The sequence below is a fragment of the Pantoea sp. X-Soil-MYKO-1289 genome (assembly GCF_059730625.1).
The window spans coordinates 275571-290689 of sequence record NZ_AP036005.1 but is presented as its reverse complement, the minus strand read 5'-3'; the positions used below and the strand labels follow the sequence as shown (position 1 = coordinate 290689).

Genomic DNA, 15119 nt, shown 5'->3' with positions numbered 1-15119 from the left:
GCGCGGCGACTAAACATGACGACTTACGCTTTTCTCCCCTCTTCTGACGGCCGCGCGCGCGGCCTGGTCAGAAAACCGATGCTCATTATGCTGATGCTGCTCGGCCTCTCTTTTTGCGCCGCGCTGACCGCGCTGCTCTGCGTGGCCGACGATCTGAACGATAAAGCGGATCTTCGCAGCGGGCTGCTGGTAGGAAAGGGATTTGTGAGCCGCGAAGAGAGCATGCGCTTTCATCTTAGCGACAACGCTGAATGGGGCGAAGCCTATAACAATCTGCATCGCACGCTGAACCTTGACTGGGCCTGGCGCAACCAGAACCTGGGCGAGTCGCTGTTCAGAACCTTCGGCTATGAGGGGGTATTCGTGATCGCGCCCAATGGCGAGACCCGTTACAGCGTGCTCAATGGCGCGCTGCGCCATGAGAGCTTTCAGACGTGGCTGGGGCAGGATGTGCTTAACGCCCTACAGCAGCGGCTGCAGCAGAGCGACGGCAAGGCGATAGCGCGGCTGGTGCGCATCGGCGACCGGCTGGCGCTGCTTGGCGCCGCCTGGATTACCCCCGGCGGCGATCGCAGCGTAAAAAGGGTAGAAGGCCTGCCCTCGACCATGGTTTTTGTCGATCTTCTGACGCCCGCCAAGCTGGAAAGCGCGGGCGCGGAGTATGGCATAAAAAAACTCAGCTACGCCGAGGCGCCGCCCGACGACGCAGAAGAGCACGATCGCTATCTCGCGTCGGCGCTGGGCGGCGCCGTGACGCTGAAGTGGCAGAGCGACAATCCCGGCGGCGCGCTGCTCACCTGGCTGCTGCCGCTGCTGGCGCTGCTGATGTGCGCCATCTTCTTTAGCGCCACCATGCTGATGCGCAACGCGCTGCGCAAAGCGCGCCATAGCGACGTCAGCACATTTCTGCTGGAGCAGAGCCAGCAGGCGCTGGCCGCCAGCGAGCAGCGCTTTCGCGACGTTGCGGAGAGCACCACCGACTGGATCTGGGAAGCGGACGCGCAGCTGCGCTTTACCTGGATCTCCGGCCGTTTTCCCGCCGTCACCGGCTACCATAGCCAGGACTGGCTGCAGCAGCCGCTGCACGATTTTCTGCTCGACGACGCCGACCTGCCGCAACGGCTGACGCAGCGGGAGCAGCCCGGCGAGCCGCTGACGCTGTTGCGCTGCCGCTACCGATCCGCGCAGCAGCATATTCGCTTCTGCAACCTCACGCTGCGTCCCGTTACCCTCGCGCAGGGGCAAAAAGGCTACCGCGGCACCGCCACCGACGTTACGCTGGAGGTCGAGGCCGAAGCGCGCGTCCGCTATCTCTCGCAGTTCGACGAGCTGACCGGGCTGCCCAACCGCGCGCAGATGAACGCCTGGCTGGCGGGCAAGCTCAGCGACGCGCGGCATAGCGATCGCCCGCTGGCGGTGATTATGATCGACCTGGATAAGTTTAAACCGGTAAACGATCTCTACGGCCATGCCGCCGGCGACAGCGTGCTGCACGAGGTCTCGCTGCGCTTCAACGCCTGTCTCAAGGATGCCGGGATGACCGCTCGCCTCGGCGGCGACGAGTTTGTCATGATCGTCTCCGATATCCCTGGCCCGGATAAGATCGCTGAGTTGTGCCGCCGCATCATCGCCCAGATCAATCAGCCCTTCGCTATCAACGGCGGCGACGTCTTTATCGGCGCCAGCATGGGGATCGCGCTGGCGCCGCAGGATGGCAACGACCCTGGCGATCTGCTGCGCTATGCCGACATCGCCCTCTATAAAGCGAAAAATGCCGGGCGCAATAACTGGGTGTTTTACCAGCGCGACATGGGGGAGAAGATCGTACAGCGGCGCGAAATGGAGCGCGAATTGCGCGAAGCGATACACACCGACCAGCTGCGGCTCGCCTGGCAGCCGCGCTACGACGTGCGATCCGCGCGCGTCACCGCCGTGGAGGCGCTGGTGCGCTGGCACCACAGGCAGCACGGCGTACTGATGCCCGATCAGTTTATCCCGCTGGCGGAAGAGACCGGGCTGATCGGCGCGCTGAGCGACTGGGTGCTGCTGCGCGCCTGCGAAGATACGCGCCGCGACCTGCCGGGCCTGACGGTGTCGGTCAACCTTTCTGCGGTAGAGCTGAGCGACAAAGGCCTGCCGCACCGTATTCACGCCGCGCTGGACGCCACCGGCCTGCCGAGCAGTCGGCTGGAGATCGAGGTCACAGAAAACGCCATGCTGCAGGATCCGGAAACCACGCTTGAGGTGATGCAGGCGATCAAGGCGCTGGGAGTAAAGTTTTTAATCGACGACTTCGGCACCGGCTACGCCTCGCTCAACTATCTGCGCACCTTTCCGTTTGACGGCATTAAGATCGATAAATCTTTTATCTTCCCGCTGAACGACTCTTCGCAGGCGCGGCAGATTGTGGAGAACATGGTCGGACTCGGCAAGGCCTACTCGCTGAGCGTGACCGCTGAGGGGGTTGAAACCGCCTCGCAGATGGAGCAGCTCAAACTGATGGAGTGTGACGGTCTGCAGGGCTACTATCTCGGCAAACCGCAGCCGCTGACGCAGATCGTCGAAACTTACTGCGCCGCGTCAGCCTCGCCGTAGCGCTCAGGCGCCGCGCCGCGCCTGGTTGCGCCCGCCATGCTTCGCCCGATAGAGCGCCGCGTCCGCCTGCTCGATCAGCGCCTGAGGATCGGGGCGATCGCTTTCGGGCAGAAAGGTGGCGCATCCTGCGCTCAGCGTGACGTGCGCGGCTATCGAGGAGGAGTCATGGGGGATATTGCGCGCGCTCACCGCCTTCACCGCTGCGTTAGCGATGTTTAGCGCCTCCTGCTCCGTGGCGCCCGGCAAAATAATGGCGAACTCTTCGCCGCCGTATCTCGCCACCCTGTCGCCGCTGCGCAGCAACACGCCTTTTAGCGCGCTGGCGACCGCCTTCAGACAGGCGTCGCCGGCAACGTGCCCGTAGGTATCGTTATAGCGTTTGAAATAGTCGATATCCATCAGGATCAGCGACAGCTGCTGGCCGTGCTGCGCCGCGTCGAGCAGGCACTGCTTCAGGAGATGGTCGAACTGGCGACGGTTCGCCAGGCCGGTCAGGCCGTCAGCGTGCGCCAGGTTCTCCAGCGAAAGGTTCGCCGCCGTCAGCTCGTCGCGCAATCGGGTCAGCTCCTGCTGATAGCGCAGACTGCGCTGCGCCTGGCTGAGGATACAGGCGCCCAGCAGTATAATTCCCGCCAGCAGCGCCAGATCGAGCAGCACATCCTCTACCTGCCCCTTGAGCCAGCTTCTCAGCAGATTATTTTTATCGTAGCCCGCCGCCACCACCAGCCCGTACCGCTCGGAGCGGGCAAAGCCGAAAATGCGCGCCTGGCCGTCCAGCGCGGCACGCCACTGGCCGCTTCCTTTGTCGGAGCTGGCGAGCATCGTCTGGAAGAGGTGGCTGGAGGAGAGGTTCTTGCCGATATAGCTGTCCGACATCGGTCGGGCGTAGAGCACCGTGCTGTCCGCCAGCATCAGCACCAGCACATCCTGTAGTCCCAGCTCAAAGTAGCTGTAGTAGTGACGAAAATAGTCGACGCGGATGGTGGCCAGCAGCACGCCGTTGAAGCCGCCGGAGGCGTCATTGACCCGCAGCGACACAGGGATCACCAGATCGCCGGTGCTGCGGCTGCGTATCACCGGGCCGATATGCACGCTGTTGCGCGCATTGATGCGGTGAAAGTGGAAATATTCGCGGTCGGCGTTGTTGGTGCGAGACGGGATTTGCCGCGCCGATGTGGCGATCCATTTGCCCTGCGCGTCGTAGTAAAATAGCCCATGCAGCTGCGGCAGTCGGCTCGCCAGCTCCTGCATCGTCTGACTGAGGGCGGCGCCGTTGACGCCGGACGCCATTTCGCTCATCAGCTGATGCTGCACTTCACGCAGTGACAGCTCCGCCTGCAAGATGGTGTCGTCCGCCTGACGCGCCTGAGAAAGGGAAAGATTCACCGCCATCTGTTCAGACTGAATCAGGGCGTCGCGCCAGGCTTCGCGCATTGTCCAGAGGCTGAGCCCGGTTACCGCCACCGTCAGCAGCAGCCCGGCCATCGCGATGCTACGGGGCAGCGAACGATTAAGCGACGTCGCCCGATCGCCTCTCCTTTTTAATTTCATGTCCTGCCTCTTTGAAATGCCTGTGATAAGTTAAGCATATGGAGGCATGCCAGCGCAGACGGCAGAGCGGCGCGCCGGCGGAAATGGCAAATTGTCGCCGAATTAATCCTTAAAGTGGTCAAAACATCTTTCTAAACAAAATATTCACATATCATTACGTTAGCTGATAAGTTGTTAATTCCAAAGGACACATGTTCCTGAATAAGCGAAACGGCAATTAAAACAATATATTATGCTGTATTAATTTCGCCGCGACAGGTTCAGACTGTATATTCATCCACTGCCGCAGGCGGTGGCTTTTCGCTCTCCGTTCAAGGACAGCTTATGACTTATTCGTCTGAAACCATCTGTGCGATATCGGGCGCGGCTCTTCCTAATCTGAAGCGCTGGTATCGAAGCGGCTTTATCCATAAACATTCATCCGGTCACGACTGGAGCGACGCTCAGCTGCAGGAGGTGATGGAGATGACGCGCCTGACGAGCCAGGGCGCAACGATCCGCGAGATTAAAATGGCGCAGGCCGGCGCGCATCCTGTCCGCACCGGCGGCTGGGCGGCGCGGCGCGGCGACATGCTCTGGCAGCTCGAGTTTGGCAGCGAGCGATCGCTGACGGTGCTGCTGCGCAAGCTCGCCAGCAACTTCACCGGCGATGATTTCGTGTTACGGCTGCTGCTGCCGCTTAATCAGTGGCTGCGCGACGATACGCGCGCTGGCGCCTGCCGCCGCATCGAACGCTTTCACCATCTGGTTGTCGCCTATGCGGAAAGCATGGCGCGCAACGCCACACGAGCCGCCGCTATTCCTTTGTTGCTGGAAAATATCAGCGAGAAAAACCAGACCGAAATCTGGCTGGAAGCGATCAGGCTCGGCGGCCAGGGCTTCTGCGTCGAAGTGCGTGCCTTCAGCGCCGTCTGTCAGCCAGCGAGCGCGCATCAGCATCATCTTTACTGGTGCGGCGCCGGACTGACGGAAATGATGCATCATCACTATCTGACGCGCCTGAATGAGGGTCACCCTGTCCTGCTCTGCGGCCCCGATCGCCGCGTCCATCATCTCTATCCGCAACTGCCTGCGGTCGCCTGAGCGGCCGCCTTCTCCTCTTTCCTTCCCTGCCCTTCCAGCGCGCAATCAGGCCACAGCGAGTACACTTACTGAGTCCCTTTCATCAGGAGGTTACTATGTCTCAGGTTTCTCTGCGCTATCGTCTTGGCGACGATGAGGTCGGCCGCGTCGGCTACGGCGCGATGCAGCTTGCCGGCCCCGGCGTCTTTGGCCCGCCGAAAGATGAAGCGCGCGCGATCCAGGTGCTGCGCGACGCTATCGCCGCCGGCGTTCGTCATATCGACACCAGCGATTTTTACGGCCCGCACCTGACGAATCAGCTAATAAAAAAAGCGCTGCATCCCTATCCGGAAGATTTAATTATCGTCACCAAAGTCGGCGCACGTCGTGATGAGAAAGGCGGCTGGCTGCCCGCTTTTTCCCCCGACGAACTGGTCAGCGCGGTAGAAGATAACCTGCGCAACCTCGATCTCGGCGTGCTGGAAGTGGTGAATCTGCGCAGCATGATCAATCCGCAAAAACCGGCGGAAGGGTCGCTTGAGCCGCAGCTCAGGGCGCTAATGGAACTCAAAGAGCAAGGGGTGATCCGCCATATCGGGTTGAGCAACGTCACGGCGCGTCAGGTAGAAGAGGCGCAGCAGCTTACCGAGATCGCCTGCGTGCAGAACCTGTACAATCTCGCCAACCGCGGGGATGACGCGTTGATCGATAAGCTCGCCGCCCAGGGCATTCCCTACGTGCCCTTCTTTCCGCTCGGCGGGTTTACGCCGCTGCAGTCCACCCAGCTCACTCAGGTGGCGCAGCAGCTTAACGCCACGCCGATGCAGGTGGCGCTCGCCTGGCTGCTGCAGCGCTCGCCCAATATTCTCTTGATCCCCGGCACCTCGTCGCCGGAGCATCTGCGCGAAAACCTGGCGGCGGCGCAGCTGACGCTGCCGGACGAGGCGCTGGCGGCGCTCGACGATATCGGCAACAAAAAGGGCCGCTAGCGCGGCCCCTGATTTTACCCACGCCGCTTTACCGCAGCGCGCCTGAGGTTTCTGCGGGCGCCTTGCACAGCTCCAGCTCGACCGGGATGCTTTTATAGGCCGGAATGCCGCTTTCGGTGTCGTGGCTGTCGAGCGGCACCATCACGTTGGCCTCGGGGTAGTAAGCTGCCACCGAGCCGGGCGCCATGTCATACACCACCACGGTGAGGTTATCGAGACGGCGTCCGGTACGGTTGCCCTCGGGATCGAGCGCCACCATATTTACCTTATCGCCGACGCGGAACTGGCGTTTTTCCGCCTCGTCCGCCGCCATAAACAGCACGTCGCGTCGGCCGGTTACGCCGCGATAGCGGTCGTTCAGGCCGTAGAGCGTGGTGTTGTACTGATCGTGGCTGCGCAGCGTGGTCAGCACCAGATCGTGGCACTTCAGCGAGCGCGGATCTTCGTTGATGCCCTGCATCACCTTGAACTGCGCCTTGCCGCTCGGCGTCAGCCATTTGCGCTGCGCGGCCGCCACCGGCAGCCGGAAGCCGCCCGGCGTCAAAATACGGTTGTTGAAATCGTCAAAGCCGGGGAACACCGCCTCGATGGCGTCGCGGATAAAGCTGTAGTCGCCCACCATTTTATCCCAGTCGACGCGCGAGTTGCGCAGCGTGGCTTTCGCCAGCCCGGCGACCAGCGCCGGCTCCGATTTCAGATGGGGCGAGGCGGGTTTCAGCGTGCCGCGCGAGGCGTGCACCATCGACATTGAATCCTCTACCGTCACGCTCTGCTCGCCCGACGCCTGGCGATCGATTTCGGTGCGGCCCAGCACCGGGAAGAGATAGTTATGCTTGCCGAGCAGCAGGTGCGAGCGGTTAAGCTTGGTGGCCATATGCACCGCCAGATCGAGCTTGCGCATCGCCTCGAAAGTGACCTGCGGATCGGAGATCGCCTCGGCCAGGTTGCCGCCCAGACAGAGCAGCGCTTTAGCCTTGCCGTCGCGCATCGCCTGGATTGCCGCCACCGCGCCGTGACCGTGCTTCTGCGGCGGCTTAAAGCCAAACACCTTTTCAATATTGTCCAGCATCCACTGCGGCGGAATTTCGGTAATGCCGACGGTGCGATCGCCCTGTACGTTGGAGTGACCGCGTAACGGACAGATGCCCGCGCCGCGCTTGCCGATATTGCCGCGCATTAGCAGCAGATTGGCGATCTGCTGGACGTTCTGCGTGCCGTACTGGTGCTGGGTAATGCCCATGCCGTAACAGATGATGGTGCTGTCCGACGCGGCGTAAAGATGAGCGATATTCTGGATCTCTTCGAGCGTCATGCCGGAGACTTTCAGAATATGCGGCCATTCAGTCGCCTCCAGATCCGCCTTCAGCGCGGCAAACCCTTCGGTGTGTTCGTTGATAAAGCTGTCGTCGATCACCCCCGGCTCGCCTGCCGCCAGCGCTTTTTCATGCATCGCCAGCAGCGTCTTCATCACGCCCTTCAGCATCGCCGCGTCGCCGCCGACCCGCACTTTGTAGTAGGTGGACGCCAGCTGCGTCGACCCCATCGACAGCATCTCAATCGGGCTTTGCGGCGAGGTAAAGCGCTCCAGGCCGCGCTCGCGCAGCGGATTGATCGCCACGATGGTTTTGCCGCGCTTCGAGACGTCGCGCAGCGTCGCCAGCATGCGCGGATGGTTGGTGCCGGGATTGTGGCCGATACAGAGCACCAGATCGCAGTGATCGAAGTCCTCCAGCTCTACCGTGCCCTTGCCTACGCCGATCGACTGCGGCAGGCCGACGCTGGTCGGTTCATGACACATGTTGGAGCAGTCGGGAAAGTTATTGGTGCCATATTCGCGCGCGAAGAGCTGCCAGAGAAAGGCGGCTTCGTTAGAGGCGCGGCCGGAGGTATAGAATTCGACGCTGTCGGGATCGTCGTAGCTGCGCAGCAGCGCGCCGATCTCGTTCAGCGCCGTCTCCCATTCAATGGGCTGATAGGTGTCGCTCGCCGCGTCATATTTCATCGGGTGGGTCAGACGCCCTTCGCCTTCCAGCTCCAGGGCGTTGCGCTGCCAGAGTTCGCTGACGGTGTGCGCGGCGAAAAAGTCCGGCGTGGTGCGCTTGCTGGTGGCTTCCCACGAGACCGCTTTGGCGCCGTTTTCGCAGAATTCAAACGAGGAGCGATGCTGCGGATCGGGCCAGGCGCAGCCTGGGCAGTCAAACCCTTCCGGCTGGTTGACCTTGAACAGCGCGATAACATCCTCCTTAACGGACATCTGGCCGCGAATCGCATCCGCTACCGCTTTAAGCGCGCCCCAGCCGCCTGCCGAACCGCCATAAGGCGCAATACCAATACTACTGTTTTCTTTTTTCATACGACCTTGCTCTCCAGTGCTTATCCTTTTTAGCGTAGGCGAGCAGATCCTGAGTGCGGCGGCGGCGGGACTAAAGATGTTAAATTTATTCTTTCAGGATGTTACCGCGTTTCGCATAGTCGGATCGCCGAGCGCGAGATAGCCGATGCGGTACTCCTCTTCCGGCAACCCTTGATCAGCGGCGAAATCGACCTGAAGCAGCGACTGGGCCGAAATATCCCAGCCGACCAGCGCCGCCTCGAGGTTCAGCGCGGCGAGATCGCTATAGGGCGCAATCGGCCGGTGACGCAGCGCCGCAAAGCGCGCGTCGCGCAGCGTCGCCATCGGCGGCATTTTCACCCCCAGCCAGCTTTGCATCACTGGCCAGCCGAAATCCTGCGTCAGCCTGGCGAAGCCGGCGCTCTGCAAGAAGCGGATCATCCCGGCGCTGTCGCGCCAGAGATAGAGCGGCGCGTAGCTGTTCGCCCTTGCGCCCTCATCGCGGCGCGCATAGAGATAAGCCTTGAATATCAGGTCGGGAAAGCCGTCGAGCTTTGCGCCATTTTCCGCAATGCGCCGCTCGATAATCGTCATGTCGTAATCGGCGGGCAGCGTAAAGCGGTAGTGCATCAGGATCATAGCCTCTCCCCGGCGAGCATTTCGCCCTGGCTGAAGCTCCAGTCGGCGGCGGTGTTGAACTGGATCACCACCATCACGTCGTCGGGCCGGATAGCGAGCTGCGCCGCCAGCCGCTGTGTCAGCGTGCGGCAGAACGCCGATTTCTGCGCCGCCGAGCGCGGCTTTCCGGCAAGCAGCGTAAAGAGGATGAAATCGTCGCTGCGTCCGCCGCTCAGATAGTGCAGGTCATAAATGCGCTGCGCCGCAGGCAGCTTCTCTACTATCTGAAACCGGTCAGGCGCCGGGACGTCGAAGGTCTCTACCAGCGTGCGGTGCAGGATGTCGGAAATCTGCGCGATACGCGCCTCGCTGGTCTGCTCATTCAGCGTGATGCGGGTCAGCGGCATGGTGTTTTCTCCTCGACTAATTCCTCTTCAGGCAAATAGTGCAGCGCGGTCACGGCGGCAGGCCAGCCGGCATAAAACGCCAGATGGGTAAAGGCTTCGCTGAGTTCGCGGCGGCTCAGGCCGTTTTCAGCGGCGAAGCGCATATGCCAGCCGAGCTGTTTCTCGCGTCCCAGCGCGGCCAGACAGGCCAGGGTGATCAGGCTGCGTTCGCGCGGCGTCAGAATGTCGCGCTGCCAGATATCGCCGAATAACAAGGTATGGGTGATCTCCGCCAGCTTTGGCGCGGCCTGTTGAAGATTGTCTTTATCGAGTGCGTGGCTCATGAGGGCTCCTATCTTTATTTATCGCTTACCCCCAGTTTCGCCCTCTGCTACTATCCTGAAAATCAAATTATTCAGCACGCTTAATCCCGAAAAGCAGGATGATATGAATAAGCTCCCGGTTTCTCTCGATATGGATGCGCTGCGCAGCTTCGTGACGGGCATCGAATACGACAGCTTTGCGCTCGCCGCCCAGCGGCTCTGCCGGTCGACCTCCGCCGTTAGCGCTCAGCTCAAAAAGCTGGAAGCGCAGTGCGGCGCCGAACTGGTGGTGAAGCAGGGTCGCAAGCTGGCGCTGACGCCCGCCGGCGAGAGGCTGCTGAGCTACGCGCGCCGCCTGCTGGCGCTCAACGACGAAGCGCAGCGCGCCGTGCGCGGCGAACTGCTGCAGGGCGAGCTGCGTATCGGCATGCAGGAAGATTTTGGAGAATCGCTGATGCCCGCGCTGCTCAGCCAGCTCGCGAGCCAGCATCCGGATCTCAACATCACGGCACGCATAGACCGCAACCGCGCCCTGCGTCAGGCGGCGATGGAGAAGCAGGTCGATATCGCGCTGCTGTGGCAGCCTGAGCAGGCGCTCGACGAGAGCGAATTCCTGGGGGAGTGTCCGCTGGTATGGATCGCCTCGCCGCAGAAAGAACTCAGGACGCTGCTGGCAAACGGCGAACCTTTACCGCTGGTGATGTTTGACGCGCCCTGCCAGATGCGATCCCGCGCCATCGCGGCGCTGGATCAGGCAGGTATTGCATGGCGCGTGGTCTTCACCAGCCCGAGCCTGAGCGGCATCTGGGCGGCGGTGCAGGCGGGCCTCGGCATCACGCTGCGCTCGCCCATCGGGCTGCCGCGCACCTTGCATATCCTCGACGGGACGCTGCCTGCGGCGGGCCGTATCGGCATTACGCTGTGGCAGAACCGCAGCCTGGATGCGCAGGCGCAGCGCCTGCTGCGTGATTCCGTTTCCGCCGCGCTGCTTCCTTCGCTGCTGCGCTAAAGATTCCCGTTTTAACGAATTTAGTTTAAATATGTTTCCCGCACGTAAGGTTAAGCCTTTTATATAACTTAACCTTCGCGCTGCGGATTAATTTACGGGGTGATAATTTTCACCGCGTCATTTGTTTAATACGTCAACAAAAAAGGGCTTTAATTGCCTGTTTCTTCTTCGGTTAGCGTTTTTTACCGCGGTTAAGCTCAACGGCTGCGTCGAGCCGTCACACCTTCTTAACACAGGCGTCATCAGGCCCGCGCATGCTGCCGGGTAAGGTCGTAAGGCAGGAAAAGTTAGTTATAAATAAACACGAACAAATCTAAACAAAATAAAAGATTGAGCCCGAATCGCAAAAGCTCTATATTGGCCGCGCCTAAAATCAGGTAACCCGATTTTTTAACATTCATTCAACTGCGGCACAGTCGATCGCCCCGGTTGTAGGAGAGATATGATGACGGATAAAGTCCGTATTGATTCTTTAGATGCCACTTCAAACGCAAACAATGAAACCTATTTGGCCCGTCAGGCTGAGTTCGAATCAAACGTCAGAAGTTATCCCCGCAAGTTACCGTTAGCGATCACCCAGGCGAAAGGCGTATGGATCACCGACGCCGACAATAAAGAGTACCTCGACTGCCTGGCAGGCGCGGGCACGCTGGCGCTGGGTCATAACCATCCTGACGTGTTGCAGAGCATCCAAAATGTCATTACCAGCGGCTTGCCGTTACATACTCTCGATCTGACGACGCCTTTAAAAGATGCGTTCTCTGAATACCTGCTGTCGCTGCTGCCTGGTCAGGGCAAAGAGTACAAGCTGCAGTTCACCGGTCCATCCGGCGCGGACGCGGTTGAAGCGGCGATCAAGCTGGCGAAAAAAGCCACCGGCCGTTCAGGCGTGATCGCCTTCTCCGGCGGCTACCACGGCATGACCCACGGCGCGCTCTCCGTCACCGGCAACCTGTCGCCGAAAGAAGCGGTCAACGGCATGATGCCGGAAGTGCAGTTTATGCCCTACCCGCACCTCTACCGCTGCCCGCTGGGCATTGGCGGCGAAGCGGGCGTGAAAGCGCTGACCTACTACTTCGAAAACCTGATCAACGACGTGGAAAGCGGCGTACGCAAACCTGCGGCGGTGATCCTGGAAGCGGTTCAGGGCGAAGGCGGCGTGAACCCGGCGCCGGCCGAGTGGCTGCAGCGCATCCGTAAAGTGACCGAAGAGCACGGCATTCTGCTGATCATCGACGAAGTACAGGCGGGCTTCGCGCGTACCGGCAAATTCTTCGCCTTCGAGCACGCCGGCATTCAGCCAGACATTATCGTGATGTCGAAAGCCGTCGGCGGCGGCCTGCCGCTCGCTGTGCTGGGCATTAAAAAGCAGTTCGACGCCTGGGCGCCGGGCCACCACACCGGCACCTTCCGCGGCAACCAGCTGGCGATGGCCACCGGCCTCACCACGCTGAAGATCCTTAAAGAGCAGAACATCGCCGACAAAGTGGCGCAGCAAGGCGAGTGGCTGAAAGGCAAGCTGGCCGAGATGCAACAGCGCTTCCCGGTTATCGGTCACGTACGCGGCCTGGGCCTGATGATCGGCATCGAGATCGTTAAGCCGAACGAAGCCAAAGATCAGCTGGGCTGCTATCCGGCGGACGGCGACCTCTCTGCGCTGCTGCAGAAGAAGTGCTTTGAAGCGGGCCTGATCCTCGAACGCGGCGGCCGTCACGGCTGCGTGCTGCGTCTGCTGCCTTCCCTGCTGATCACCAACCAGGAGCTGGAAGTGTTCCTCGACAAGTTCGAGCAGGCGCTGCTGGCCGCTGGCGTGCAGCCGGTTTAAGTGGAGCGGAATGCGATCATGTCTGAATTAAATCCGATCCTGGCGGGCTCGGCGCAGAGCATCGAAGCCTACCAGCAGGTTATCGAGCAGAGCAGCAAAGCCGTCGTCGAGTGGCTGAAGCAGCCTGAAATGTATCAGGGCAAAACCGTCGCGGAACTGCGCGAGCGTATTGCGCTGGACTTCAACCCGACCGGCCTGGGCAACCAGGCCGCCATCGAGCGCGCGGTCGAGTTCTTCCTGAAAGATAGCCTGGGGGTGCATCACCCGCAGTGCGTGGCGCATCTTCACTGCCCGAGTCTGGTGGTAAGCCAGGCGGCGGAAGTGCTGATCAACGCCACCAACCAGAGCATGGACTCCTGGGATCAGAGCCCGTCGGCCACCATCATCGAGATGAAGCTGATCGAGTGGCTGCGCGCCCAGGTCGGCTATGAAGCGGGCGACGCAGGCGTGTTCACCAGCGGCGGCACGCAGAGCAACCTGATGGGCCTGATGCTGGCGCGCGACGCGTTCTTTGCGCGTCAGGGCCACTCTGTTCAGCAGGATGGCCTGGTGGGCGATCTGCGCAAGCTGAAGGTGTTCTGCTCCGAAAACGCCCACTTCTCCGTACAGAAGAATATGGCGCTGCTCGGCCTGGGCTACCAGTGCGTGACCCAGGTGAAAACCGACCAATACGCCCGTATGGACGTGACCGATCTGGCAGAGAAGATCGCCCAGGCGAAAGCCAACGGCGATCAGATCCTGGCGATTGTCGCTACCGCAGGCACCACCGACGCCGGCGCTATCGATCCGCTGCGCGACATCGCCGCGCTGGCGGCCCAGAACAATATCTGGGTGCACGTCGATGCGGCATGGGGCGGCGCGCTGCTGCTGTCGGAAAAATATCGCGACTATCTGGACGGCCTCGAGCTGGTGGATTCCGTTACCCTGGACTTCCATAAGCAATATTTCCAGACCATCAGCTGCGGCGCGTTCCTGCTGAAAGATGCGGCGAACTACGAGCTGATGCGCTATCAGGCGGCTTATCTCAACTCTGAGTTCGACGAAGAGGCGGGCGTGCCGAACCTGGTGTCCAAATCGCTGCAGACCACGCGCCGTTTCGACGCGCTGAAACTGTGGATGGGTCTGGAAGCATTGGGTCAGAAACAGTACGCGGCGATCATCGATCACGGCGTCACCCTCGCCCAGCAGGTCGCGAAATATATCAGCGCCCATCCGCTGCTGGAGCTGGTGATGAAGCCGCAGCTGGCGAGCGTGCTGTTCCGCTTCCATCCGGAAAGCGGCTGTCACGATCTGGCTGAAACCGCGCTGCTGAACCAGCGTATCGGCGACGCGCTGCTGGAATCGGGCCGCGCCAATGTCGGCGTGACCGAGCACAACGGCGTGACCTGCCTGAAGCTGACGCTGCTTAACCCGACCGTGACGCTGGAAGATGTGAAAGTTCTGCTGGCGCTGGTTGAAAAAACCGCGAAGCCGCTGGTAGGCTAACGGCCTGAAACGCAAAAAAAGCCGGTAACCCTGTTACCGGCTTTTTTATTGCCTGTTTGCTTTAAATCCTGTTAGCGTCTTGCCGCCATTGCCGTTCCTCTCACCTTCATCAGCGTCAACGCCATCGACGTCACCGCTAGCAGAATCAGCACCGCGCTCAGCGCCGCCATGGCGTGAAAACCCGCCACGCGAAACAGCCAGAGTCCGGCGATGCCGCCGCCGAGAAAGGAAAAAATCGTCGTCAGGTGCGTCTTGAGCTGCTTCTTTTGCGCATGCGCGTTTTTCGACGGGTCGCGGCGCAGCATGGCGCTGATGACCGAGGCGAGCGAAATGCCGGCATCGGTCAGCGTGCCGGTGATATGCGTCGCGCGCACGCGCCCGTTAGATAGCTGCGTCGAGGTGGAGTTGTGCACGCCCATCAGAAAACCGAGCAGCACCAGCACCTCGCGGTTATTGCCGGAAGAGTAGAAAAAGATTTCAAACAGCGAGAGACAGAGCAGCGCAATCCCTTCCGCCACCAGTACCTGACAGAAAACGGTGCGCAGATTGTGTTTCAGACCGGCGATGACCGCCAGCCGCGCGGTGACCGCGCCCGCGACGAAGGCCAGCAGCAGGCAGCCGAGAAAAGTGAGATCGCGCAGATCGCTGTTATTAACTTCGCTGGAAAGCTGCGAGGTATTGCCCGACATATGCGAGGGAAAAAAACCGAACGCGCCTAATGCCATCGCATTCAGCAAACCGGCCGCCGTCGCCAGCCAGACAGCAAGATAACGGTCTTCCGTATGGGATCGCTCTCGCTTCATTTTTATCAACATGCACGCTTCACCTTTTTATTATTACCTGAGCTTAAGCGTAGGGAGAAATGCGATCCTTGTCACAGCGCCTAATCTAAAAGAGTTAATAAAAATGTTAAGTAACTTAAACAAGGCGCTATTACTTCAGTT

The 15119-nt window shown here is 60.6% G+C and carries 12 protein-coding genes; 6 read left to right on the top strand and 6 right to left on the bottom strand.

Annotated features, from left to right (window positions below; all coding sequences use genetic code 11):
• Window positions 1-15 precede the first annotated feature (15 nt).
• On the top strand, window positions 16-2595 hold the full coding sequence (locus AC6I7Z_RS20745) for a bifunctional diguanylate cyclase/phosphodiesterase (protein ID WP_497815707.1): 2580 nt from the start codon (window positions 16-18) through the stop codon (window positions 2593-2595).
• 3 nt (window positions 2596-2598) lie between these two features.
• On the opposite strand, the gene AC6I7Z_RS20740 is transcribed toward AC6I7Z_RS20745, so the two are convergent.
• Window positions 2599-4146: a sensor domain-containing diguanylate cyclase gene (locus AC6I7Z_RS20740; RefSeq protein WP_497815706.1), complete on the bottom strand. Its 1548-nt coding sequence runs from the start codon at window positions 4144-4146 to the stop codon at window positions 2599-2601.
• A gap of 324 nt (window positions 4147-4470) precedes the next feature.
• Between AC6I7Z_RS20740 and AC6I7Z_RS20735 the strand changes: the two genes are divergently transcribed.
• Both AC6I7Z_RS20735 and AC6I7Z_RS20730 read left to right on the top strand, forming a co-directional pair.
• The gene (locus tag AC6I7Z_RS20735) at window positions 4471-5229 is read left to right on the top strand and encodes a DEAD/DEAH box helicase family protein (RefSeq protein ID WP_497815705.1); all 759 of its coding nucleotides are present in this window, start codon (window positions 4471-4473) and stop codon (window positions 5227-5229) included.
• Between the two features lie 95 nt (window positions 5230-5324).
• On the top strand, window positions 5325-6197 hold the full coding sequence (locus tag AC6I7Z_RS20730) for an aldo/keto reductase family oxidoreductase (RefSeq protein ID WP_497815704.1): 873 nt from the start codon (window positions 5325-5327) through the stop codon (window positions 6195-6197).
• A 28-nt stretch (window positions 6198-6225) separates the two neighbouring features.
• Here AC6I7Z_RS20730 and AC6I7Z_RS20725 read toward each other — a convergent pair whose 3' ends face one another.
• The 4 genes from AC6I7Z_RS20725 to AC6I7Z_RS20710 form a co-directional block, all read right to left on the bottom strand.
• Window positions 6226-8550 carry an FdhF/YdeP family oxidoreductase gene (locus AC6I7Z_RS20725; RefSeq protein WP_497815703.1) on the bottom strand — a complete coding sequence of 775 codons (2325 nt, stop codon included), beginning with the start codon at window positions 8548-8550 and terminating at the stop codon, window positions 6226-6228.
• Between the two features lie 93 nt (window positions 8551-8643).
• A complete protein-coding gene (locus AC6I7Z_RS20720; protein WP_497815702.1) occupies window positions 8644-9168 on the bottom strand; it encodes a DUF4865 family protein in 525 nt (174 codons plus the stop codon).
• The gene (locus tag AC6I7Z_RS20715; protein WP_497815701.1) at window positions 9165-9554 is read right to left on the bottom strand and encodes a tautomerase family protein; all 390 of its coding nucleotides are present in this window, start codon (window positions 9552-9554) and stop codon (window positions 9165-9167) included. The genes AC6I7Z_RS20720 and AC6I7Z_RS20715 overlap by 4 nt, the downstream gene beginning before the upstream one ends.
• Entirely contained in the window at window positions 9545-9877 is a 333-nt protein-coding gene (locus AC6I7Z_RS20710) for a carboxymuconolactone decarboxylase family protein (RefSeq protein ID WP_497815700.1), read from the bottom strand. Before AC6I7Z_RS20710 ends, AC6I7Z_RS20715 begins: the two co-directional genes overlap by 10 nt.
• 103 nt (window positions 9878-9980) lie before the next feature.
• Between AC6I7Z_RS20710 and AC6I7Z_RS20705 the strand changes: the two genes are divergently transcribed.
• The 3 genes from AC6I7Z_RS20705 to AC6I7Z_RS20695 all read left to right on the top strand — a co-directional run bounded on the left by AC6I7Z_RS20705 (window position 9981) and on the right by AC6I7Z_RS20695 (window position 14175).
• Entirely contained in the window at window positions 9981-10865 is an 885-nt protein-coding gene (locus AC6I7Z_RS20705; RefSeq protein WP_497815699.1) for a LysR substrate-binding domain-containing protein, read from the top strand.
• A 442-nt stretch (window positions 10866-11307) separates the two neighbouring features.
• Entirely contained in the window at window positions 11308-12690 is a 1383-nt protein-coding gene (locus AC6I7Z_RS20700) for a diaminobutyrate--2-oxoglutarate transaminase (RefSeq protein ID WP_071997408.1), read from the top strand.
• An 18-nt stretch (window positions 12691-12708) separates the two neighbouring features.
• Window positions 12709-14175: a pyridoxal phosphate-dependent decarboxylase family protein gene (locus tag AC6I7Z_RS20695; RefSeq protein WP_497815698.1), complete on the top strand. Its 1467-nt coding sequence runs from the start codon at window positions 12709-12711 to the stop codon at window positions 14173-14175.
• Between the two features lie 71 nt (window positions 14176-14246).
• Here AC6I7Z_RS20695 and AC6I7Z_RS20690 read toward each other — a convergent pair whose 3' ends face one another.
• The gene (locus AC6I7Z_RS20690; protein WP_497815697.1) at window positions 14247-14990 is read right to left on the bottom strand and encodes a YoaK family protein; all 744 of its coding nucleotides are present in this window, start codon (window positions 14988-14990) and stop codon (window positions 14247-14249) included.
• Window positions 14991-15119: the final 129 nt, after the last annotated feature.